19 protein-coding genes are annotated in these 22,522 nt (G+C 71.4%); 4 read left to right on the top strand and 15 right to left on the bottom strand.

All coding sequences use genetic code 11. The annotated features are described in order from the left end of the window. The first annotated feature begins 80 nt into the window (after positions 1 to 80). Positions 81 to 1,295 carry an MFS transporter gene (locus BM064_RS09605; RefSeq protein WP_177236200.1) on the top strand — a complete coding sequence of 405 codons (1,215 nt, stop codon included), beginning with the start codon at positions 81 to 83 and terminating at the stop codon, positions 1,293 to 1,295. A gap of 49 nt (positions 1,296 to 1,344) precedes the next feature. After that, positions 1,345 to 2,019: an HAD family hydrolase gene (locus tag BM064_RS09600; protein WP_092859542.1), complete on the top strand. Its 675-nt coding sequence runs from the start codon at positions 1,345 to 1,347 to the stop codon at positions 2,017 to 2,019. On the opposite strand, the gene BM064_RS09595 is transcribed toward BM064_RS09600, so the two are convergent. Beyond that, positions 2,016 to 2,849: a polysaccharide deacetylase family protein gene (locus BM064_RS09595; protein WP_218160993.1), complete on the bottom strand. Its 834-nt coding sequence runs from the start codon at positions 2,847 to 2,849 to the stop codon at positions 2,016 to 2,018. The genes BM064_RS09600 and BM064_RS09595 overlap by 4 nt on opposite strands. A 115-nt stretch (positions 2,850 to 2,964) precedes the next feature. Here BM064_RS09595 and BM064_RS09590 point away from each other — a divergent pair, with 115 nt between their 5' ends. Next, positions 2,965 to 5,256: a penicillin acylase family protein gene (locus BM064_RS09590; RefSeq protein WP_092859540.1), complete on the top strand. Its 2,292-nt coding sequence runs from the start codon at positions 2,965 to 2,967 to the stop codon at positions 5,254 to 5,256. A gap of 90 nt (positions 5,257 to 5,346) precedes the next feature. Here the strand turns inward: BM064_RS09590 and BM064_RS09585 are convergent, their stop codons facing one another. The 14 genes from BM064_RS09585 to sucC all read right to left on the bottom strand — a co-directional run bounded on the left by BM064_RS09585 (position 5,347) and on the right by sucC (position 21,119). Continuing rightward, complete coding sequence (locus BM064_RS09585) at positions 5,347 to 6,945, bottom strand: ABC transporter ATP-binding protein (RefSeq protein ID WP_092859539.1); 1,599 nt, start codon at positions 6,943 to 6,945, stop codon at positions 5,347 to 5,349. After that, on the bottom strand, positions 6,942 to 7,760 hold the full coding sequence (locus tag BM064_RS09580) for an ABC transporter permease (RefSeq protein WP_425426154.1): 819 nt from the start codon (positions 7,758 to 7,760) through the stop codon (positions 6,942 to 6,944). Before BM064_RS09580 ends, BM064_RS09585 begins: the two co-directional genes overlap by 4 nt. Further along, positions 7,757 to 8,707: an ABC transporter permease gene (locus tag BM064_RS09575; protein WP_092859538.1), complete on the bottom strand. Its 951-nt coding sequence runs from the start codon at positions 8,705 to 8,707 to the stop codon at positions 7,757 to 7,759. The genes BM064_RS09580 and BM064_RS09575 overlap by 4 nt, the downstream gene beginning before the upstream one ends. Continuing rightward, positions 8,704 to 9,192: a GNAT family N-acetyltransferase gene (locus BM064_RS09570; protein WP_092859537.1), complete on the bottom strand. Its 489-nt coding sequence runs from the start codon at positions 9,190 to 9,192 to the stop codon at positions 8,704 to 8,706. The genes BM064_RS09575 and BM064_RS09570 overlap by 4 nt, the downstream gene beginning before the upstream one ends. A 202-nt stretch (positions 9,193 to 9,394) precedes the next feature. After that, entirely contained in the window at positions 9,395 to 9,781 is a 387-nt protein-coding gene (locus tag BM064_RS09565) for a PaaI family thioesterase (protein WP_143103295.1), read from the bottom strand. A gap of 198 nt (positions 9,782 to 9,979) precedes the next feature. After that, on the bottom strand, positions 9,980 to 11,380 hold the full coding sequence (gene lpdA, locus BM064_RS09560; RefSeq protein WP_092859536.1) for a dihydrolipoyl dehydrogenase: 1,401 nt from the start codon (positions 11,378 to 11,380) through the stop codon (positions 9,980 to 9,982). A 47-nt stretch (positions 11,381 to 11,427) separates the two neighbouring features. Next, the gene (locus tag BM064_RS09555; RefSeq protein ID WP_092859535.1) at positions 11,428 to 11,841 is read right to left on the bottom strand and encodes an MAPEG family protein; all 414 of its coding nucleotides are present in this window, start codon (positions 11,839 to 11,841) and stop codon (positions 11,428 to 11,430) included. Positions 11,842 to 11,857: 16 nt separating this feature from the next. Beyond that, positions 11,858 to 12,352 (bottom strand): hypothetical protein, encoded by a 495-nt coding sequence (locus tag BM064_RS09550; protein ID WP_092859534.1) that lies wholly within the window; start codon positions 12,350 to 12,352, stop codon positions 11,858 to 11,860. Positions 12,353 to 12,362: 10 nt separating this feature from the next. Continuing rightward, positions 12,363 to 13,904 carry a 2-oxoglutarate dehydrogenase complex dihydrolipoyllysine-residue succinyltransferase gene (gene odhB / locus BM064_RS09545; RefSeq protein WP_092859533.1) on the bottom strand — a complete coding sequence of 514 codons (1,542 nt, stop codon included), beginning with the start codon at positions 13,902 to 13,904 and terminating at the stop codon, positions 12,363 to 12,365. Between the two features lie 15 nt (positions 13,905 to 13,919). Continuing rightward, on the bottom strand, positions 13,920 to 16,877 hold the full coding sequence (locus tag BM064_RS09540; protein ID WP_092859532.1) for a 2-oxoglutarate dehydrogenase E1 component: 2,958 nt from the start codon (positions 16,875 to 16,877) through the stop codon (positions 13,920 to 13,922). A gap of 187 nt (positions 16,878 to 17,064) precedes the next feature. Then, the gene (locus tag BM064_RS09535; protein WP_092859531.1) at positions 17,065 to 17,847 is read right to left on the bottom strand and encodes a sulfotransferase family 2 domain-containing protein; all 783 of its coding nucleotides are present in this window, start codon (positions 17,845 to 17,847) and stop codon (positions 17,065 to 17,067) included. 55 nt (positions 17,848 to 17,902) lie between these two features. Further along, positions 17,903 to 18,787, bottom strand: a complete 885-nt coding sequence (sucD, locus tag BM064_RS09530) for a succinate--CoA ligase subunit alpha (RefSeq protein WP_092859530.1) — start codon at positions 18,785 to 18,787, stop codon at positions 17,903 to 17,905. Positions 18,788 to 18,838: 51 nt separating this feature from the next. Beyond that, on the bottom strand, positions 18,839 to 19,891 hold the full coding sequence (locus BM064_RS09525; RefSeq protein WP_092859529.1) for a glycosyltransferase family protein: 1,053 nt from the start codon (positions 19,889 to 19,891) through the stop codon (positions 18,839 to 18,841). Positions 19,892 to 19,925: 34 nt separating this feature from the next. After that, positions 19,926 to 21,119 carry an ADP-forming succinate--CoA ligase subunit beta gene (sucC, locus tag BM064_RS09520; RefSeq protein WP_092859528.1) on the bottom strand — a complete coding sequence of 398 codons (1,194 nt, stop codon included), beginning with the start codon at positions 21,117 to 21,119 and terminating at the stop codon, positions 19,926 to 19,928. 451 nt (positions 21,120 to 21,570) lie between these two features. Between sucC and BM064_RS09515 the strand changes: the two genes are divergently transcribed. Beyond that, positions 21,571 to 22,518, top strand: a complete 948-nt coding sequence (locus BM064_RS09515) for a DMT family transporter (protein ID WP_342741362.1) — start codon at positions 21,571 to 21,573, stop codon at positions 22,516 to 22,518. The last annotated feature ends 4 nt before the right edge of the window (positions 22,519 to 22,522 follow it).

Genomic DNA, 22,522 nt, shown 5'->3' with positions numbered 1-22,522 from the left:
CCTTATTGCCTTTCGGGCGCTCCTGCGCCATGTTGCACCGCAACCGCGGCCCTCCCTGCCGCCCGGTCAGGTGCTCCCGAATGTCTCTCTGCGACGCGTCCTCCGAGGCGATCAACGCATCCACGTCCCATCGTCCCGGCTTCCCGCGCGTGGCGCTGTTCGCGCTGGGCGGGGCCTATTTCGTGCTGGGCTGCGCCTCGCTGGGCGCCGTCGGCATGGTCGAGGAGATCCAGGCGGGCCTCGGCGTCTCCGCCGCGGCGGTGGCGAGCCTGGTGACCGTCTTCTCCGTCGTCTACGCCCTGACCGCCCCCGCCGCCCAGGCCGTCGCCGGCCACCTGCGCCGCCGCGCCGCCATCGCCATGGGGCTCACCGCGATCGCGGCGGGCTGCGTGATCTCGGCCGCGGCGCCCTCCTACCCGGTGCTGATCGCCGCCCGCCTGCTGATGGGGCTGGGCGCCGCGATGACCGGCCCGTTCCTGACCGCCGCCGCCGCCACCCTGGTCGCGCCCGAGGACCGGGCCCGCGCGCTCGCCATGGTTTTCGGCGGCGTCACGGCGTCCTCGGTGCTGGGCGTGCCGCTCGCCTCCTTCCTCGCGCAGACGCTGGGCTGGCGCTGGGCCTGGGGGGCGCTGGCGCTGGCCGCCGTGATCTGCGCGGTGATCGTGTGGCAGCTGCTGCCCGCGGCCAACAAGGGCTCGCGCGCCTCCATCGCCACGCTGGTCGCGGTGCTGCGCAACCGGCCCCTGGCGATGACCGTGGCGGCCTGCGGGACCTCGGTCGTCGGCATGTTCTCCACCTACGCCCTGATCGCGGTGTGGCTCGCGGAGGTCGGCGGGATCGAGGCGGCGATGATCCCCCCCGCGCTGTTCATGTTCGGCTTCGGCGGCATCGCGGGCAACGCGCTCGCGGCGCGGGCCGTCTCGTCGCTGGGCGCGCGCGGGGCGGCGCTGGCCTGCATGTGCGCGAGCCTGTTCGCCATGCTGGCGCTGCCCTTCGCGGCGGGCTGGCCGACCTGGGGCGCGATCGCGCTGATGGTGGTCTGGGCGGGCGCGGGCATGATGATCATGGTCCCGGTGCAGAGCCTGCTGGTCGCCCTCGACCCCGAGCGCGCGCCGCTGTCGCTGGCGCTCAACAGTTCGGCCGTCTATCTCGGGATGGCCGTGGGCGCGACGGTGGCCGGCGCGGTCTACGAGGCGTTCGGCCCCCAGGTGCTGCCCTTCGGCTCGGCCGCGACGATGCTGGTCGCGATCGCGCTGCTGGCCTTCTCCGGCGGGCGCGTCGTCGGGCGCGGTTGACCGCCGGGAGCGGGCGGCGTTGGGTGACGCGCCCGCATCCGGAGGCCCCATGCTCACCGCCGCCCCCCGCCTGGTCTGCGACCTCGACGGCACGCTCGCCGACAGCGCCCCCAGCCTCTGCGCGGCGGGCAACCGCCTGCTGGCGGCGCTGGGCCGGCCCCCGGTCACGGTCGAGACCTACAAGACCTTCGTCGGCCGCGGCCAGCGGGTGCAGGTCGAACGGCTGCTGACCCACTCCGGCGGCGTGCCGGGCGGGGACGTCACCCCCTTCCTCGCCGCCTTCCGGGAGGGCTACGACCCGCTCGAGGCCTCCACCGCCTACCCGGGCGCCGTCGCGGCGCTGGAGGCGCTGGCGGCCGAGGGCTGGCGCCTCGCCGTCTGCACCCAGAAGCCCGAGGCGAAGGCGCGCCGGCTGCTGGAGGGGCTCGGCTTTGCGGTCGAGCACGTGGTCGGCGGCGACTCGGTGCGCGGCGAGGACGGGCTGGAGGTGCTCAAGCCCGACCCCCGCGTGATCGCCGCCGCCCTGGCGCCGCTGGGCGAGGGCCCGGCGGCCTATCTCGGCGACAGCGAGACCGACGCCGAGACCGCCCGCGCCGCGGGCCTGCCGTTCCTGCTGCACCTCGACGGCTACCGCCATTCCCCGCCCGAGGCGCTGGCCCCCGACGCCGCCTTCTCGGATTTCGCGGAGCTGCCGGCGCTGGCCCGGCGGGCGGTGGGCCTCTAGACCTTCCCCTCCGCCTCCAGCGCCGCCCAGGCCTCGGCGACCTGCGCGCCGGTGGCGAACCAGACGCTGGGGAACGTGCGGATGAAGGCCACCATCTCCCGCAGCAGCGCGATGCGCGAGGGGCGGCCGGTGATCTGCGGGTGCATCACCAGGTCGAACAGACCGCCCCAGCGGTAGATCTCGCGGAACTCCGCCTTCCAGATCTCCAGCATGTTGGAGTTGGGGAAGATCGGCCGCGGCGAGGCGACCGAGAACAGCGCGAAGGGCGCGTCGTCGAGGCTCCAGTGCCAGGGCAGCTCGATCGGGCCCTTCGAGCCGTCCGCCAGTACATGCCGATACGGGCTCACGTCGTCCATCAGCGAGCTGTCGTAGAGCAGCCCGTGGCGCGCCTGCGTCGCCAGCAGCCCGGCCGAGACCTCGCCCGCCGGCGAGCGGAAGCCCTTCGGCGCGACCCCCGCGGCGGCGAGCGACGCCAGCCCCCTCTCGAACTCCTCCGCCTCCGCCGCCGGATCGTCCGCGACCCACTTGTGGGAATAGGAGTGGTGGCCGATCTCGTGACCCTCCTTGAGGATCATGTCCACGCGGTCGCGGTGGTTCTCGACCGTCCAGCCGGGGACGAAGAAGGTGGCCGGCAGCCCCTCCTCCGACAGCATTTCCAGCAGCTTGGGCACGCCCAGCTTAGCGCCGTAGCGACCCTGGGAGAGGACGCCGGGCCGGTTCCAGTTGCGCTCGTCGCGCGAGGTCCACAGCGTCTCGGCGTCGAAGTCGAAGGTCAGCATCACCGCGCAGCGGGCGCCGTTCGGCCAGGGCACGGAGGTGTCGTGCTTCATCATGCAACTCCCCTTGTCGCGGCCGTCCTCGCGCGGCCTTCTCGCCAATTCAGGCGTATTGCGGGGGCGGATGTCGACTCCTAAGCTGGCCGCGCAACCACGAAAGGCCTTCCCCATGAGCCAGAGCCTCGTCCTCGCCGGCCTCGCGGCCCGCGCCGAGATCCGCGTCGACCGCTGGGGCATCCCGCATATCAAGGCCGGGAGCCTCGAGGACCTGTTCTTCGCGCAGGGCGCGAACGCGGCCCGCGACCGGCTCTGGCAGATCGACCTGTGGCGCAAGCGCGGCCTCGGCCGGCTGGCGGCGAGCTTCGGGCCGGGCTTCCTGGAGCAGGACCGCGCCGCGCGCGCCTTCCTGTATCGCGGGGACATGGCGGCGGAATGGGCCGCCTACGGCGACGACGCCGAGATGATCTGCATCCGCTTCGCCGCCGGCATCAACGCCTGGATCGACGCCATCGAGGCGGGCGAGGCCCCCCTCCCCCCCGAATTCGCCCTGACCGGCACGCGCCCGGAGAAGTTCGCGCCCGAGGACCTGGTCCGCGTCCGCTCCCACGCGCTGACCCGCAATGCGCTGTCGGAGGTGCTGCGCGCCCAGGTGCTCGCCAAGGCGGGGCCGGAGACGGACCTGCTGCGCCGGAACCTGGAGCCCCCGGTCGACGCCGGCGAACCCGCCGCGCCCTATGCCGACATCCCGCTGGAGGCGCTGGACCTGTTCCGCCTCGCCACCGCTCCCGTCACCTTCCCCGAGGACCGCATGGACTGCCCGCTGGAGCAGGCCTGCAAGTGGCGCAAGGTGGACGAGCTGGAGGGGGTGGTCGCCGACGCCGCCTGGACCGGGTCGAACAACTGGGCGGTCTCGGCCGCGCGCACCGCGACCGGGCGGCCGATCTGCGCGGGCGATCCGCATCGCGCGCACGGGCTGCCCTCGCTGCGGTATCTCGTGCACCTGACGGGGCCGGGGCTGGACGTGATCGGGGCGGGCGAGCCCTCGATGCCCGGCATCTCCATGGGCCACAACGGCCAGGGCGCCTTCACCCAGACGATCTTTGGCACGGATCAAGAAGACGTCTACGTCTACGACCTGGACGGCGACCGTTATCGCGGCCCCGAGGGCTGGACCGAGATCGAAAAGGTCGAGACGGTCTTCGAGATCGCCGGCCACGCCCCCCAGACCCATGTCATGGAGTTCACCGCTCACGGCCCGGTGCTGCTGCGCGACGGCGGGCGGCTGTTCGCCTTGCGCTCGGTGTGGTTCGAGCCGGGCTCGGCGGCCTATTTCGGCGGGCTGTCGACCATGCGGGCGAAGTCGGTTCCGGAATTCCGAGAGGCGCTGCGCCGCTTCGCGACCCCCTCGCTGAACCATGTCTGGGCGGATGCGGGGGGCGACATCTGCTGGCAGCCCGCCGGCATGGTCCCGGTGCGGCGCAGCTGGACCGGGCTGCTGCCGGCGAAAGGCGACGGGTCCAATGAATGGGAGGGCTTCCACCCCCTCGACGCCCTCCCCCACGAGGTGAACCCCGAGCGCGGCTTCGTCCACTCCGCCAACGAGTTCAACCTGCCCGACGACTACGACCAGGCCGAGACCCAGATCGGGTTCGAGTGGCTGGAGAACACGCGCGCCTCGCGCATCGAGGCGGTGCTGTCCGCGGACGCCGCCCACTCCATCGCCGCCAGCCAGGCGCTGCAGACCGACGTGATCTCGCGCCCCACGCGCCGGTTGCTGGAATTGGTGAGAGCCCTGCCCGGGGGCACGCCGGGCCGGGCGCTGCTGGCCGGCTGGGACGGGGGCTTCCGGGCGGACTCGGCGGCGGCGCTGCTGATGGGCTGGTGGTGGACAAAGCGGCTGAAGGCGGGGCTCTTCGCGCTGATCGCCCCGCAGGTGCCGGCGGTGTTCTTCGCGCCCGGCGACGTGGAGGGCATCGTGCAGGCGCTGGAAAGCCCCGATGGGCGCTTCGGCGCGGACCCCGTCGCCGCCCGCGACCGGCTGCTGGCGGAGACGCTGGCGGCGGCGCATGCGGACCTTCTGAAATCCCACGGGCCGGAGGCGGATTGGCGGTGGGGCGACCTGCATCAGGGCTTCTTCGAGCATCCGCTGGCGCGGATGGACGAGGGGCTGAACATCGGCCCGCTGGCGAAGGGCGGGGACTACACGACGGTGATGATGGCGGCCTACCGGGGGACGGATTTCCGGGTGATCGCGGGGGCCTCGGTGCGCTTCGTGGTGGACGTGGGGAACTGGGACGCCTCGGTGTGCATCAATGCGCCGGGGCAGTCGGGGGACCCGAGCTCGGCCCACTACCGCGACCTCGCGCCGCTGTGGGCGAAGGGGGAGTATGTGCCGTTCCTCTATTCCGACGCGGCGGTGGAGGCGGCGGTGGATTTCCGGGTGGAGCTGACGCCCGCCTGATGCCGGCGCAACGCCGGTGGGCGCCGCCGTAGGGCGCATTTCAATGCGCCATCCGGGTCGCGGCCCGCAGACGGCGCATTGAAATGCGCCCTACCCCGCGGCGGCTTCTCGGCGGGCGAGGGCGGCCTCGAGGTCGGGCGTCGCGGCGAGGAGCTGGCGCGTGTAGGCGTGCCGGGGGGCGGAGAAGACGGCTTCGGTCTCGCCGGCCTCCACGATCCTGCCCTTCTGCATCACCATCACCCGGTCGGTGATCGCGCGGACCACGTGCAGGTCGTGGCTGATGAAGAGATAGGAGACGTCCAGCGTCTCCGACAGCTCCGCCAGCAGGTCCAGGATCCTCGCGCGGACGGAGACATCCAACGCCGAGACCGCCTCGTCCAGCACCACCAGCTTGGGCTCGGTGATCAGGGCGCGGGCGATGGCGATGCGCTGGCGCTGGCCGCCGGAGAACTCGTGGGGGAACTTGTCGGCGTCGGAGGCTTTCAGGCCCACGCGCTCCAGCAGGGCCTCGACCCGGCGGCGGCGCTCGGCGCGAGGGGGCTTGGGGTCGACCAGGTGGAAGGGCTCGGCGACCAGGTCGGCGACCTTCCAGCGGGGGTCGAAGCTGCCGTAGGGGTCCTGGAACACCACCTGCACGTCGCGACGCGACGCCGAGGGGGCGTCGGGGCCGAAGGGGCGGCCGACGAGGGCGATCTCGCCGGACTGGATGCCCTCGAGGCCCAGGATGGCGCGGGAGAGGGTGGATTTTCCGCAGCCGCTCTCGCCGACCAGGCCCACGTTCTCGCCGGCGCGGATGGTCAGGTCCACGCCGTCGACGGCGCGGAACAGGCGGCGGGCCTCGAAGATGCGCTTGCGGGGGAGGCGGTAGTCGCGGACCACCTGGCGCACGCCCAGAACCTCGGCGCCCGGCGCGCGGCCGTGGCGCTCGGGGCGGTGGGTGGAGGCGGCGAAAAGGGCGCGGGTGTAGGGATGCGACATGGCGCGGAACAGGGGGGCGGTCTCGCCCTGCTCGACCACCTCGCCGTGCTTCATGATCGCGATGCGGTCGGCCATGTCGGCGACGACGGCGAGGTCGTGGGTGATCATCAGCAGGCCGGCGCCGTCCTCCTTCGCCAGGGTCTTCAGCAGGTCGAGGATCACGGCCTGGGTGGTGACGTCCAGCGCGGTGGTCGGCTCGTCGGCGATCAGCAGGCGCGGGCGCAGGGCGACGGCCATGGCGATCACCACCCGCTGGCGCTGGCCGCCGGAGAGGTCGTGGGGGTAGCGGTCGAGCGGGAACTGCTCGGGCGGCAGGCCGGCGCGGGCGAGGGCCTCCTTCGCGGCCTCGCGCGGGTCGCGGGACTGGCCGTGGATGCGGATGACCTCGGCCACCTGCTCGCCGATGGTCTTGAGGGGGTTGAGGGCCGTCATCGGCTCCTGGAACACCATGCCGACGCGGGCGCCGCGGAGGTTGCACATCTCGCGCTCGCCGAAGGCGGAGATCAACTCGCCGTCGAGGCGGATGGCGCCGGACATCTCGGAGCCGCCGGGCAGGAGCTTCATGATCGACAGCGCGGTCATGGACTTGCCCGAGCCGCTCTCGCCCACCAGGCCGAGGCACTCGCCCGGCGCGATGGAGAGGCTGACGTCGCGCAGGATCGGGACGCCGCCGATGGAGAGGCTCAGGCGGTCGATCTCCAAAAGGTTCATCGGGCGCGCCTCAGCTTGGGGTCCAGCCAGTCGCGCAGGCCGTCGCCCATCAGGTTCAGCCCCAGCACGGTCAGCACGATGGCGAGGCCGGGGAAGATCGCGAACCAGGGCGCCACGTAGATCATCGTCTGCGCCTCGGACAGCATCCGGCCCCACGACGGGATCGGCGGCTGGGCGCCGAGGCCGAGGTAGCTCAGGCCCGCCTCGGCGAGGATCGCGAGGCTGAACTGGATCGTCGCCTGCACGATCAGCAGGTTGAGGATGTTGGGAAGGATGTGCTCGGCCGAGATCCGGGCCGAGCGTTTGCCGGCCGCGCGGGCGGCCATGATGTATTCGCGGGTCCACAGGCTGAGCGCCGCGCCGCGGGCGAGGCGGGCGAAGACGGGGATGTTGAAGATCCCGATGGCGAGGATCGCGTTGACGGCGCCGGGCCCGAGGGTGGCGGTGAACAGGATCGCCAGCAGCAGGGCGGGGAAGGCGAAGACCAGGTCGTTGAAGCGCATGATCAGCTCGTCGTACCAGGCCCCGCGGTTGGCCGCCGCCAGCAGGCCCAGCGGCACGCCGAAGACGGCGCCGATGCCGACGGCCACCAGCGCCACCGCGATCGAGGTGCGCGCGCCGACCATGACCATCGAGAAGATGTCCCGGCCGAAATGGTCGGTGCCGAACCAGAACTCGGCCCCCGGGGGCTTCAGGCGGGCGACGACGGCCATCTTCTCGACGTCGTAGGGGGTCCAGAGGTAGCTGACGAGCGCAGCGACGATGAACATCGCCGAGAGGAGGCCCCCGACCAGGAGCGAGGCGGAGATCCTCATCGCCGGCCCTCCCGCAGGCGCGGGTCCACGATGGCGTAGGCCATGTCGACGAGCAGCGTGACGATGACCACGGCGAAGACCATCAGCACGATGACCGACTTCACCACGATCAGGTCGCGCTGGGCGACGCCCTGGAAGACCAGCCGGCCGAGGCCGGGCAGGAAGAACACGTTCTCGATGATGATCGCGCCGGTGATCAGGAAGCTGAACTGCATGCCGATGATGGTCAGCACCGGGATCAGCGCGTTGCGAAGCGCGTGGCGGCGCAGGGCCTGGGCGCGGGTCAGGCCCTTGGCCCGGGCGGTGCGCACATAGTCCTCGCCCATCGCGTCGAGGAGCGAGGAGCGCATGATCCGCGTCAGGATCGCCGCCTGCGGCAGGGCGAGGGCGATGGCGGGGAGGGTGAGGGACTTCATCGCGGCCCAGAAGCCCGCGTCCCAGCCGGGGAAGCCGCCCGCCTGGAACATCTGCAGGACCGAGGCGAACAGGATCACCAGCAGCATCGCGAACCAGAAGTTCGGGACCGCGATGCCGATCTGGGTGATGCCCATGATCGTGAGATCCGCCGGCGAGTTGCGCCGCGCCGCCGCCGCGATGCCCGCCGGGATGGCGATCAGCGTCGAGAGGGTCAGCGCATAGATCGTCAGCGGCAGGGTGACCACCAGACGCTCGAGCACCAGCTCGGTGACGGGCGTCTTGTAGGTGTAGGAGGTGCCGAAATCGCCCCGCAGCATGTCGGCCATCCAGGTCAGGTAGCGCTCGACCAGCGGCGCGTTGAGGCCGAGCTGCTCGCGCAGCGCCTCGACCGCGGCGGGATCGGCGTTCATGCCCATCATGGTCAGCGCCGGGTCGCCGGGCACGACCTCGAGCAGCAGGAAGATGGCGACGGTGGCGGCGAGGAGCGTCAGCGCGAGGGTGAAGGCGCGCTGCAGGAGAAAGGCTGTCATTCGGCGAGATCGTCGAAGGCGCGGGCGTAGGCGAGCTCGCCTTCGCCCGAAAGCGCGCCGGGGGTCAGGTCCAGGGCCATCAGGAAGGGGCCGGCGAAGGGCGTGGCGTAGCCGCGCGCGCGCTCGGGCGTGAAGCCGAAGCGGGTGTAGTAGGGCGGGTCGCCGAGCACGAAACAGGCGGTGAAGCCGCGCTTGCGCGCCTCCTCCAGCCCTTCCCGGATCAGGGCGCCGCCGATGCCGTTCCCGTGCAGGTCCGGGCGCACCGAGACGGGGGCGAGGCCCAGCGCGCCCGCGGGGCTGCGCATGGGCGAGAACATCACGTGGCCGGCGATGCGCCCGTCGACCTCGGCCACCAGCGAGATCGCGGCGTCGCCTTCCGCGCGCAGGCGGTCGACCAGATGCGCCTCGTCCTCGCGGCCGAAGGCGGCCTCGATCACGCGGCGCACGGTGTCGTGGTCGGCCTCGGTTTCGTGGCGCAGGCGCATGGCGGGGTCTCCGGGTCGGCGCGCGCGCGGCGGCCTCGGGGCGCGAGAATGGCAGGGAATTCCGGGCGCGTCGATGCGTGGATGCGGCGCGAAAGCGGCTGTGACGCCACGTAGCGGCGGGGGCGCCGCGCCGGCGCTCCGACCCGGCGTCGGCTCCCGCCCGCCCACCCCCGCCGACCCCGGGCCGGAGCGCCGGCGCGGCTCAGCGCGCGGAGACGTGGGTGGAGGTGAGATCGAGCAGGACCTTGCCGTCGGGCCCCGTGACCAGCGTGCGCACGGTCGAGACGCGGCGGCCCTGCTTCACCCATCGCGCCTCCCCGCTCAGCACCCCGTCGGAGCGGTTCGAGAGAAGCTGCGCGTTCAGCGTCACCGCCACGGGGAAGGAGGCCATGCCCGCCTCGACCTCGCCCGCGCCGAAGACGTGGCGGGTGGCGAGCACGTCGGCGAACCAGATCAGCGCGCCGGCATGGACGGTGCCGAACGGGTTGAGGATGCCGGGCTGCACCGGCATCTCGCCGAGCGAACGCTCGGGGCCGACCGAGGTCACCTCGAAGGCGATCTCGCCCTCCAGCCGCATCGGGGTGGTCATCGCGCGGTCCTCCCTCCAGGCGGAGGGGGGCCGGCGCGGGCCCGGCCTCCGCAACGCCCGGCCGGCGGGGCGCCGGGCGAGCGGGCGAAGCCTCGGGCGCCGCGGGGCGGCTGTCCACCCGGATCGCGGGGGGTGGGAATGCGGACGCCCCGCCGCGGTGGAGCGGCGGGGCGTGGGATCAGCGGAGGGGGGCGGCCGTCAGGCGTGGATGGCGCCGTCGCCGCAGGCGAGCGCCGCCTCGCGCACCGCCTCGGAGAAGGTGGGGTGGGCGTGGCACGTGCGGGCGAGGTCCTCGGCCGCGGCGCCGAACTCCATGGCCACGCAGACCTCGTGGATCAGGTCGCCGGCGGCGGGGCCCATGATGTGGCAGCCGAGAATGCGGTCCGTCTCCTTGTCCGCCAGGATCTTGACGAAGCCGTCGGCCACCAGGTTCGCCTTGGCGCGGCCGTTGCCCATGAAGGGGAACTTGCCGACCTTGTAGGCGCGGCCCTCTTCCTTCAGCTGCTCCTCGGTCTTGCCGACGGCTGCGACCTCCGGGCTGGTGTAGATCACCGAGGGGATCACGTCGTAGTTCACGTGGCCCGCCTGGCCGGCGATGATCTCGGCCACCGCGCCGCCCTCGTCCTCGGCCTTGTGGGCGAGCATCGGGCCCGCGATCACGTCGCCGATGGCGTAGCAGCCGTCGAGCCGGGTCTTGAAGTGCTGATCCACCACGATGCGGCCGCGGTTGTCGAGCTCGATGCCCATGTCGTCGAGGCCGAGCCCCTCGGTGTAGGGCTTGCGGCCGGTGGCGACGAGGACGACGTCGGCCTCCATCGTGTGCTCGCTGTCGTCCTTGCGCAGCTTGTAGGTCACGGTCAGGCGCTCGCCCTTCTCGACCGACTGCACCGCGGCGCCGAGCGTGAAGTCGATGCCCTGCTTCTTCAGCGTGCGCTGGAAGGTCTTGCAGATCTCGCCGTCCATGCCGGGGGTGATCTGGTCGAGATACTCGATGACCGAGACCTCGGCGCCCAGCCGATGCCAGACGGAGCCGAGCTCCAGCCCGATGACGCCGGCGCCGATGACGACCATCTTCTTGGGGACTTCCTTCAGTTCCAGCGCGCCGGTGGAGGAGACGATGCGCTCCTCGTCCAGCTCCACGAAGGGGGGGACGGCGACGTCGGAGCCGGTGGCGATGACGATGTTCTTGGCCTTGTAGGTCCCCTCGGACTCGCCCGAGACCTCGACCTGGCCCTTGCCGGTGATCTTGCCGTAGCCCTTCAGCCAGGTGACCTTGTTCTTCTTGAACAGGAACTCGATCCCGCCGGTGTTGGAGTCGATCACGCCCTGCTTGTACTCGAGCATCTTGGCCACATCGACCGAGACCTCGCCGACCGAGATGCCCATCTTGGCGAAGTTGTCGCCGGTCTCGTGCACCAGCTCGGACGAGTGCAGCAGCGCCTTGGAGGGGATGCAGCCCACGTTGAGGCAGGTGCCGCCGAGCGTGCCGCGTCCCTCGACGCAGGCGGTCTTCAGGCCCAGCTGGGCGGCGCGGATCGCGCAGTAGTAGCCGCCGGGGCCGCCGCCGATGACGACCAGGTCGAATTCGGTCTCGGACATTGGGTCCTCCTTGCGGGTCATCGCCCGCGGGTTCGGGCCGCGCGCTCTCAGCCGAGCAGCGCGACGAGGATCATAAGCAGCGCGGCGCCGTTGCCCACCGCGAAGATGAGGGAGCGGCCGGGGGTCCAGCCGAAGGCGTAGGCGGGGACGTAGAGCACGCGGGCCGCGAGCCAGATCCACGCGCAGGCCGCCGTCAGCGGCGAGGCCGCGCCCAGCAGGGTCACCGACACCGCCGCCACCGCGTAGAACAGCAGCGATTCATGCATGTTCGACAGCGCCCGGTGCAGCCGCCCGGCCTTGCCGGTCAGCTCCAGCGGCCTGTCGCGCGGGCCCATGGTCTTGCCCGGGCCGAGCTGGAGGTTGGCCGGAACCGCCATCAGCACGAACTGGACGAACAGCAGCAGGCCGCCCAGCGCGAGCACAGTGATTTCGGAGCCGCCGAGGGGGACGGTTTCGGGCATGGCTGCGTCTCCCGTCTCAGATCCCGGCCGCGGTCGCGGTCGGGGCGCGCAGCGCGCGGCGGAGGCACTGGCCGCCGGACAGCGTCGCGATCAGCGAGCCGACCGCCAGCAGGCCCCAGTCGGGCGCGACGCTGCGGACCATCGCGAACGGCGACCACGCGGGCGCGCCGACGGCGTAGGGCAGGATGCAGGCCAGCAGGAGGGCGCCCACGCCGAGCTGAAGCCCGAGCGCGGTCCGCCGCCCCACCGGGCCGGCCGGCGCCGCCTCCGCCGGGGGGACGGCCGTCGTCGGCAGCAGCCCCGGCGCGAGCGTCGCGAGAGACCCGCCCACGAGCATCAGGTTGGCGCAGAACAGGAGCGCGTCCCGCGGGTCGACGCCCTGCGCCCAAGCGTCGAGGCCCGGCCAGCCGGTCGCGCCCCAGGAAAGCCAGAGGCCCCAGCCCGCCGCCACGGAGGCGATGGCGACGCCGCCTATGGCGGCGACGATCGCGCGGCGGACGGGCTGGAGCATCGGGTCGGCCTCAGAGGTCCATCAGCAGGCGCCGGGGATCCTCCAGCGCCTCCTTGACCCGCACCAGGAAGGTCACGGCGCCCTTGCCGTCGACGATCCGGTGGTCGTAGCTCAGCGCCAGGTACATCATCGGGCGGATGACGATCTGGCCGCCGACGACCATCGGACGCTCCTGGATCTTGTGCATCCCGAGGATGCCCGACTGCGGCGGGTTGAGGATCGGCGAGGACATCAGCGAGCCGTAGACGCCGCCGTTCGAGATCGTGAACGTGCCGCCCTGCATCTCGGCCATCGACAGCTTGCCGTCGCGGGCGCGCACGCCCAGCTCGCCGATCTTCTTCTCGATGTCGGCGAAGCCCATGTGATCGGCGTCGCGCACCACCGGAACCACCAGCCCGTTGGGCGTGCCGACGGCGACGCCCATGTGGTAGTAGTTCTTGTAGACGACGTCGGTCCCGTCGATCTCGGCGTTGACCTCGGGCACCTCCTTCAGGGCGTGCACGCAGGCCTTCACGAAGAAGGACATGAAGCCGAGCTTCACGCCGTGTTTCTTCTCGAAGACGCCCTTGTACTCGTCGCGCAGCTCCATGATCGCCTTCATGTCCACCTCGTTGTAGGTGGTCAGCATGGCGGCGGTGTTCTGCGCGTCCTTCAGGCGGCGGGCGATGGTCTGGCGCAGGCGCGTCATGCGCACCCGCTCCTCCCGGTCCGCGTCCGAGGCCGCGACCGGCGCGCGGGGCGCCTGGGCGGGCTGCGGCGCGGGCGCCGGGGCGGAGGCGCCGGAGGCCGCCTTCTGGACGTCCTCCTTCATGATCCGCCCGTCGCGGCCGGTGCCCTTGACCTGGTCGGGGGTCAGGCCCTTCTCGGCCATCAGCTTCTTGGCGGACGGCGCGTCCTCGACGTCCTTCTTGCCGGAGGCCGGGGCCGCCGCGGGCGCGTCGTCGGACTTCGGCGCGGGCTTCGCGGCCCCCGCCGAGGCGCCGGCGGTGATCCTGGCCAGCACGCCGCCGGCCTGGACCGTGTCGCCCTCGGCCACCAGGATCTCGGCCAGGACGCCGGCCGCGGGGCTCGGCGCCTCGACCGAGACCTTGTCGGTCTCGAGCTCGCACAGCATCTCGTCGGCCGCGACCTCGTCGCCGACCTGCTTGAACCAGGTCGAGACGGTGGCCTCGGAGACGGACTCGCCCAGGCTGGGCACCTTCACCTCGACGGTCTCGCCGCCGGCGTCGGCGGAGGCGGGCGCCTCCTCGGCCTTCGGCTCGGCCTTGGCCTCCGGCTTCGGCTCGGCCTTCTTCGGCGCGGGGGCCTTGCCCTCGCCTTCCTCGACCGTGGCGAGCAGGGCGTCGACGCCCACGGTGTCGCCTTCGGCGGCGACGATCTCGCCCAGCACGCCGGCGGCGGGGCTGGGAACCTCGACGGTGACCTTGTCGGTCTCCAGTTCGCACAGCATTTCGTCCACCGCCACGGCGTCGCCCGGTTTCTTGAACCAGGTCGCCACGGTCGCTTCGGTGACGCTCTCGCCGAGGGTCGGGACCCTCACTTCAACAGCCATCTTCTCAGTCTCCCGTCAGCCGAGCGCGTCGGAGACCAGCGTCTCCTGCTCCTGCTTGTGCTTCGAGGCGAGGCCGGTCGCCGGCGACGCCGAGGCCGGACGACCCGCATAGCGCGGCCGTCCGCTGGCGGCGCCGATGCGGCCCAGCACCCATTCGATGTTCGGTTCCACGAAGGTCCAGGCGCCCTGGTTCTTGGGCTCCTCCTGGCACCAGACGATCTCGGCGTCCTTGAAGCGCGACAGCTCCTTGGTCAGCGAGATCGCGGGGAACGGATAGAACTGCTCCAGCCGGAGCAGGTAGACGTCGTCGCGGCCCTCGGCGTCGCGCTTCTCGAGCAGGTCGTAGTAGACCTTGCCCGAGCAGATCACGACGCGCTTGATCTCCGCATCCGGCTTCAGCGCGATCTCCGAGCCGCCGCCCATCTCGGCGTCGTCCCACAGCACCCGGTGGAAGGACGATCCGGTCGCCAGATCCTCCAGCGTCGAGACCGCCTTCTTGTGCCGCAGCAGCGACTTCGGCGTCATGATCACCAGCGGCTTGCGGAAGGTGCGGTGGATCTGCCGGCGCAGGATGTGGAAGTAGTTCGCCGGGGTCGAGCAGTTGGCGACGATCCAGTTGTCCTCGGCCGACATCTGCAGGAACCGCTCGAGGCGGGCGGAGGAATGCTCCGGCCCCTGGCCCTCGTAGCCATGGGGCAGCAGCATCACCAGGCCGGACATGCGCAGCCACTTGCGCTCGCCGGAGCTCACGAACTGGTCGATCATGATCTGGGCGCCGTTGGCGAAGTCGCCGAACTGCGCCTCCCAGAGCGTCAGCGTGTTGGGCTCGGCCAGCGAGTAGCCGTATTCGTAGCCCAGCACCGCGTATTCCGAGAGCATCGAGTCCACGACCTCGTACTGGGCCTGGCCGGACTTGATGTTGTTGAGCGGGAAGTACCGCTCCTCGGTCTGCTGGTCGACGATGCCCGAGTGGCGCTGCGAGAAGGTGCCGCGCGTCGAGTCCTGGCCGGCGAGGCGCACCGGGTGCCCCTCGGCCAGCAGGGTGCCGAAGGCCATCGCCTCGGCGAAGGCCCAGTCGATGCCCTTGCCCGACTCCAGCATCTCGCGCCGGCCCTCGTAGACGCGGGCCACGGTCTTGTGGGCCTTCACGCTGTCGGGGATCGTGGTCAGCGCCTCGCCGACCTCGCGCAGGCGCTCGATCGGGACGGCGGTGGCGCCGCGCTGGTACTCGCCCTCGCCCGCGCCCATGCCCGACCACTTGCCGTCCAGCCAGTCGGCCTTGTTGGGACGGTATTCCTTGGCGGTCTCGAACTCCTCGGAAAGGAAGGCCTGGAAGCGCGCCTTCTCGTCCTCGATCTCGCCCTCGGGGATCAGGCCGTCGGCGATCAGACGGTCCGTATAGAGCTGCAGCGTGGTCTTGTGCCGCTTGATGTTGTTGTACATCTGCGGCTGCGTGAACATCGGCTCGTCGCCTTCGTTGTGACCGAAGCGACGGTAGCAGAAGATGTCCAGCACCACGTCCTTGTGGAACTTCTGGCGATACTCGGTCGCGACCTTGGCGGCGTGGACCACCGCCTCGGGGTCGTCGCCGTTCACGTGGAAGATCGGCGCCTCGACCATCAGCGCGATGTCCGTCGGGTACGGGGACGAGCGCGAGTTGTGGGGCGCCGTGGTGAAGCCGATCTGGTTGTTCACCACGATGTGGATGGTGCCGCCGGTGCGGTGGCCCTTCAAGCCCGAGAGGCCGAAGCACTCCGCCACCACGCCCTGGCCGGCGAAGGCCGCGTCGCCGTGCAGCAGGATCGGCAGGACGGCGATGCGGTCCTCGTCATGCAGCTGGTACTGCTTGGCGCGCACCTTGCCGAGCACGACCGGGTTCACCGCCTCGAGGTGCGAGGGGTTGGCGGTCAGCGACATGTGCACCGAGTTGCCGTCGAAGGCGCGGTCCGAGCTGGCGCCCAGGTGATACTTCACATCTCCGGAACCCTGGACCTCGTCCGGGGTGACCGAGCCGCCGTGGAACTCGTGGAAGATCGCGCGGTAGGGTTTGCCCATCACGGCCGCCAGGACGTTGAGACGCCCTCGGTGAGGCATGCCGATGACGATTTCCTTCACGCCCAGCGCGCCGCCGCGCTTGATGATCTGCTCCATGGCGGGGATCAGCGCCTCGCCGCCGTCCAGGCCGAAGCGCTTGGTGCCCATGTATTTGACATGGAGGAACTTCTCGAAGCCCTCGGCCTCGACCAGTTTGTTGAGGATCGCGCGGCGGCCCTGCTTGGTGAACTGGATCTCCTTGCCGTAGCCCTCGATCCGCTCCTTCAGCCAGCCGGCTTCCTCGGCGTTGGAGATGTGCATGTACTGCAGCGCGAAGGTGCCGCAGTAGGTGCGCGAGGCCAGCGCCACGATCTCGCGCATCGTGGCGGTCTCGAGCCCCATCACCTGATCGAGGAAGATCGGCCGGTCCATGTCGGCCTCGGCGAAGCCGTAGGTCCGCGGGTCGAGCTCGGGGTGCGGGGTGCGGGCGGTCAGGCCCAGCGGATCCAGGTCGGCGGCGAGGTGGCCGCGGATGCGGAAGTTGCGGATCAGCATGATGGCGCGGACCGAGTCCAGCACCGCCTGCTTGATCTCGGCGGCCGAGGCGGGCTTGCCGTCGGCCTTGGCCTTGGCGGCGATCTTCTCGCCCAGCTCCCTGGGGGAGCGGTCGAGCAGGGGGCCGTATTCGCCGGTCAGGGCGCCGGTCAGCTCGGAGAAGTCCTGCGGCGGCCAGTCGGCGCGCTCCCACGACGGGCCGGCGGCCTCGGCCTCGACGGCCGCGGGATCGTCGCCCAGGCTCTCGAAATACTTCCGCCAGCTCTCGTCCACCGAGGACGGGTCCTTCGCGTAGCGCGCATAGAGCTGCTCGACGAAGACCGCGTTGTGGCCCTGGAGGAACGACGAGGAGTGGAACGCCTTGTTGGGGCTCTGGTCCGTCATGGCTGTGCAGGCGCGCGCGCGCCCTCCCTTGGGTTTCTGGAACAGGAGCGCGAGCCCCTGGCCGGACGATCGTATCGCAGCTCGCGCGAACGCCGCATAGGGCGATCGCCTTGCGCGGGTGCGTCGGGGCGCGCGGCTGCGGCCCCCACGTATGCGCCGCCATGGGCGTTGGGAAGCGCCGAAAGGCTCATGGCAGCAAGATGGGTCTTTGGGTGGCGACCACCAGGCGCTTCCACGCCCGGCGCTTCATCAGCGAGCGGCCGCGGCCCCGGCGCGCCATCGGCGATCCCGCCGGCGCGGCCTTGCGCGGCACGTAGACCGAGGGGGTCTTCGCGGGCCGGCCGTAGCCGAAGCGCTCGAAGTCCTCGGCGTAGTGCGCCTCGATCCGGGCGATCGCCGCCTCGGGCAGGGGCTGCTTGTCGAAATAGTCGGACGCGCCGTCGAGGATCTCGTTGGTGCGCGGGATCGACAGCTCCGGCGCCGTTTCGCCGGTGATCTCGTCGAGCCAGGGGGGGATCGCCTCCAGCCCGTCCTCCAGCTTGAAGACGCGCGCGCCCTGCGGGACCAGCGCGCTCTGCGGGCGGAGGTGGTTGTCGTTGTAGAACGGGCAGATCGGCTCGAACGCCACGTGCTCCTCGAGCCACTCCAGCGGGCTCATGCCCGGGGGCATCCAGTTCAGCCGCAGCGCGTTGAAGTTGTAGGCGGAGGCGAAGCGGGACACGGGGTTGCGCACCACGGCGAAGGCCGAGGCGAACCAGTCCGCGGGAAACAGCGTGTCGCGGTCCGCGACCGCCACATGCTGCGCGGAGCTGCTGGTCCAGCGTCGGTTGCGCGGACGGGGGTTGAATCCGTTGTCGAGCATGGCGAGCGGGCCGAAGCGCGCCTCCAGGTATGTCTCGACGGAAATGCCGGCGCACTTCGGCACATGCGCGAAGTAGTGCAGCTTCCCGTCGTGCCTGAATATCGGCATCCCGCGACCTCCAGGGGGACGGGGGGCGGCGATCCCGCCCCCCGTCGCCTTGCGCTCAGCGACCCATGGCCTTGAGAACCGCCTCGCCGAGACCGGCGGGGCTGTCGGCGACCACGTAGCCGGCGGACTTCATGGCCTCGATCTTGTCCTCGGCGCCGCCCTTGCCGCCCGAGATGATCGCGCCCGCGTGGCCCATGCGGCGGCCCGGAGGGGCCGTGCGGCCGGCGATGAAGCCCGCGATCGGCTTGGCGCGGCCCTTCTTCGCCTCGTCGGCGATGAACTGCGCGGCCTCTTCCTCGGCGGCGCCGCCGATCTCGCCGATCATGATGATCGCCTCGGTCTCGGGGTCGCCCAGCAGCCACTCCAGCGCGTCGATGTGCTCGGTGCCCTTGATCGGGTCGCCGCCGATGCCGATGCAGGTCGACTGGCCGAGGCCCGCCACCGTGGTCTGCAGCACCGCCTCATAGGTCAGCGTGCCCGAGCGGGACACGACGCCGACCTTGCCGCGCTTGTGGATGTGGCCGGGCATGATGCCGATCTTGCAGGCGTCCGGGGTGATCACGCCGGGGCAGTTCGGCCCGATCAGGATCGAGGACGAGCCCTGCAGCGCGCGCTTCACCTTCATCATGTCCAGCACCGGGATGCCCTCGGTGATGCACACGATCAGCTCCATCTCGGCGTCGATCGCCTCGAGGATCGAGTCGGCGGCGAAGGGCGGCGGCACGTAGATCACCGAGGCGTTGGCGCCGGTGCGCTCCTTGGCCTCGATCACGCCGTCGAAGACGGGCAGGCCGAGATGGTCCATCCCGCCTTTGCCCGGCGTGACGCCGCCGACCATCTTGGTGCCGTAGGCGATCGCCTGCTCGGTGTGGAAGGTGCCCTGCGAGCCGGTGATGCCCTGGCAGATCACCTTGGTGTTTTCATCGACGAGTACGGCCATGTTCGTGTCTTCCTCGCAAGCTGGACCGCGTCGGCGCCGCCGACGGACGGTCTAGATCTGTTTCTGTTCGGCGATTGCCGCGTCCGGTCGAGGCGCACGCGCCTGGCACGCCCGGACCCAGTTCGATTTCGCGCGGGACAGGGCCCGCCTGAAGCTCCCGCGGGCGGCGGGCGCAAGGCCCGCCAGGTCGGGGCGGCCGAAGGACAGGCGCTGCGCCAGGCCGGCGAACGGTCCGTCGTTCTCCAGCCAGGTCCGCTCCTCGGGCTCCAGCTCGGCCGCGTAGCGTTTCGCCGCGATCCTGTAGGGCGAGGTCGCCCGCGAGAAATCGGGCGCGACGCCCGCCGCCTTGCGCAGCCACGGGTTGGACCGGTGGGCGTGGTAGAGCCGGAGCCCCCCCGACGCCGCGGCCCGCACCCGCTCGCCGAACGTGTAGTCCATGTCCAGGAAGCAGTGCGCGATGTCGCGCCCGCTCCGGACCCGGCGCACCTGACGCTCCGCCCCTGGGCGGGCGCCGAGCACGGCGTTCAGCAGGTCCTGGTCGCCCAGAAGGTGGAACGGACGCTCGGCCCAGTGGCCCGCCTGGGCGGCGCGGTAGGCGTCCCCCTTCAGCAGGGCCAGCCAGTCCTCGAGCAGCCTCAGATGGCTTCGGGTCGCCCGGACGATGCAGGTGTTCGCGGTGAACCCCAGCTCCGTCAGGCCGGGCAGGCCATGGGCCTGCGCCCGGATCCGCGTGCCGACGCGGCGGGGCCGCCAGGCCTCGTCCGCGACGCCCAGCGTCTCCGGGCCCATGCCGGAGAACAGGTCCCCCAGCGGCCGCGCCGCGATGATGTCGGCGTCCATCCACACGACCTGCTCCAGACCGCCCTCGAGAAGGCCGATCAGGATCGACGGCTTGACGTCCCAGCCCTTGCCGTCGAGCTCGATCTCCGGATGGAGCGCCACGTTCGCCTGGCCGGAAAGCCAGTCGAGGGACGCCTGCGGCATCCCGGCCGTGGGAACGTGAACCCGCGCCTCCGGCTCCTGGCGAGCGAGGCTCAGGACCAGGAGCTTGAGGGCCACGAGTTCGTTCGGCCGGTTCTCGTATGTGCAGACGTCGAGCGTCATCGCCGTGAAGCGTCTCCCGCAGGCCCCGGAGGCCTCAGCCCTTGACCGCCTTGACGATCTTCTCGGCCGCGTCCGACAGGTTGTCGGCCGCGATCACGTTCAGGCCGCTCTCGCCGATGATCTTCTTGCCGAGGTCGACGTTGGTGCCCTCGAGCCGGACCACCAGCGGAACCTTCAGCCCGACCTCCTTCACCGCGGCGATCACGCCCTCGGCGATGACGTCGCAGCGCATGATGCCGCCGAAGATGTTGACCAGGATGCCCTTCACCTGCGGATCGGAGGTGATGATCTTGAAGGCCTCGGTCACCTTCTCCTTGGTCGCGCCGCCGCCCACGTCGAGGAAGTTGGCGGGCTCGGAGCCGTAGAGCTTGATGATGTCCATCGTCGCCATCGCGAGGCCGGCGCCGTTGACCATGCAGCCGATCTCGCCGTCGAGCGCGATGTAGTTGAGGTCGTACTTGGAGGCCTCGAGCTCCTTGGGATCCTCCTCGGTCTCGTCGCGCAGCGAGAACACCTCGGGCTGGCGGTAGAGCGAGTTGGAATCGAAGTTCATCTTGCAGTCGAGGCAACGGATGTGGCCGTCCGTCATCACGATCAGCGGGTTGATCTCCAGCAGGCTGACGTCCTTCTCGACGAACAGCTTGTAGAGCTTGGAGACCAGCGCCACGCACTCCTTGAACGCCTGGCCCTTGAGGCCCAGCGCGAAGGCCACCTTGCGGCCGTGGAAGGCGGAGACGCCCGAGGCCGGGTCGACCGAGAAGGTGACGATCTTCTCGGGCGTGTGGGCGGCCACCTCCTCGATGTCCATGCCGCCCTCGGTGGAGGCGATGAACGAGATGCGCGAGGTGTCGCGGTCGACGAGCAGCGCGAGGTAGAGCTCGGTCTCGATGTCCGCGCCGTCCTCGATGTAGATGCGGTTGACCTGCTTGCCGGCCGGGCCGGTCTGGTGGGTCACCAGCGTGCGGCCGAGCATGCGGGCGGTCTCTTCCGCCGCTTCCTCGACCGACTTCGCGAGGCGCACGCCGCCCTTCTCGCCGGCGGAGGCTTCCTTGAACTTGCCCTTGCCGCGGCCGCCCGCGTGGATCTGGGCCTTCACCACCCACAGGGGGCCGTCCAGGGCGCCTGCGGCGGTCTTCGCCTCTTCGGCCCGGGTCACGGCCCGGCCGTCGGCCACCGGCGCGCCATACTCCTTGAGGAGCTGCTTGGCCTGGTATTCGTGGATGTTCATGTCGATCGCACCCTTCCGCGGTTCTCCCTCGGGAGCCGGGTCGCGGCGGCGCGCATGGGTCGAGCCCCCGCAGGGGGCGGGCCCCGTCGCCGGCGATCCGGCCTTCGGCGCCTTTTAGACGCGCCCGAGCGCCCGCCGCAATCGACTCTTTCGCGCAAAGCCGAAAAACCGACGTCTGTGATCACACGCTCAAGGGCTGTGATCACAACGGGCGACGGCTTTTCGCAGACGCAGCGGAAACGCGCCTGACGGGCGATTCGCGCCCGCCTGTCGATGCTGGGGCGCGGCAAGGCCCGCCCGCGGCGGTTGCAGGGGGAAACCGGCCTCGCCTGCAGGCGGTCGCGGCGCGAGTGCGGGGCGGCGGCGCGGGGCCCGGCGCCCGCGCGGCGCGCAGGGCGGCCGCACGGGCTCTCGCTGGCGGCGGCGTCGCGGAAGTGCTAGGGCGGAGAGGATGACCGACGCCCCCGCTCCCGCCCCCGAAGCCGCCGCCGCCCAGGCCGCCCCGCAGACCCGCTGGGCAGGGCTGGATCCGCTGGCGATGCTGATGGGGCTGGGCTTCGCGATGCTGTGGTCCTCGGCCTTCACCGCGGCGAAGTTCGTGGTGGCCGACGCGCCGCCGTTCCTGGCCCTGACCGCGCGCTTCGCGGTCGCGGGCCTGCTGGCCTGCGCGCTGGCCGCGGCCATGGGGCAGTCGGCGCGGCTGACCCGCCGGCAGTGGGGCCTGGTGGTGGTCTTCGGGCTCTGCCAGAACAGCCTCTACCTGGGGCTCAACTTCCTGGCGATGACCCGGATCGACGGCGGGCTCGCGGCGATCATCGCCTCGACCCTGCCGCTGTTCGTGGCGGCCGGCGCCTGGGCCTTCCTGTCCGAGCGGCCCTCGCGCCTCGGCGCGGCCGGGCTCGCGCTGGGCTTCGCGGGCGTCGCGGTGATCATGGGCGCGCGGATCGAGGGCGGGGCCGACCCGCTCTTCGTCGGCCTCGCGGCCCTGGGCGCGCTGGCGCTGGCGGTGGCCACGCTGGTGGTGCGCGGCGTCTCGCCGGGGCCCAACGTGCTGATGATCGTGGGCCTGCAGATGCTGGTGGGGGGCGTCGGCCTCGCCCCCTTCGCGCTGGCGTTCGAGAGCGTGGCCGACGTGACCTGGTCGCTGCCGATGCTGCTGGGGCTGGGCTATTCGATCCTGTTCTCGGGGATCCTGGCGACGCTGGTCTGGTTCCTGCTGGTGCGCCGCATCGGCCCGACCAACGCCGCCGCCTTCCACTTCCTCAACCCCTGCCTCGGCGTCGCCGTCGCCGCCCTGCTGCTGGGCGAGACGCTGGGCCCCCGCGACCTGCTGGGCGTGGGGATCGTCACCGTGGGCATCCTGCTGGTGCAGCTCTCCCGCCGCCCGGCGAGGGGGTGAGCCC

Origin of the sequence: Albimonas pacifica (genome assembly GCF_900113695.1) — a bacterium.
GTDB classification, from domain to species: Bacteria; Pseudomonadota; Alphaproteobacteria; order Rhodobacterales; family Rhodobacteraceae; genus Albimonas; species Albimonas pacifica.
Note: the sequence above shows the minus strand (reverse complement) of the source record. Positions and strands in the feature narration are given on the sequence as shown.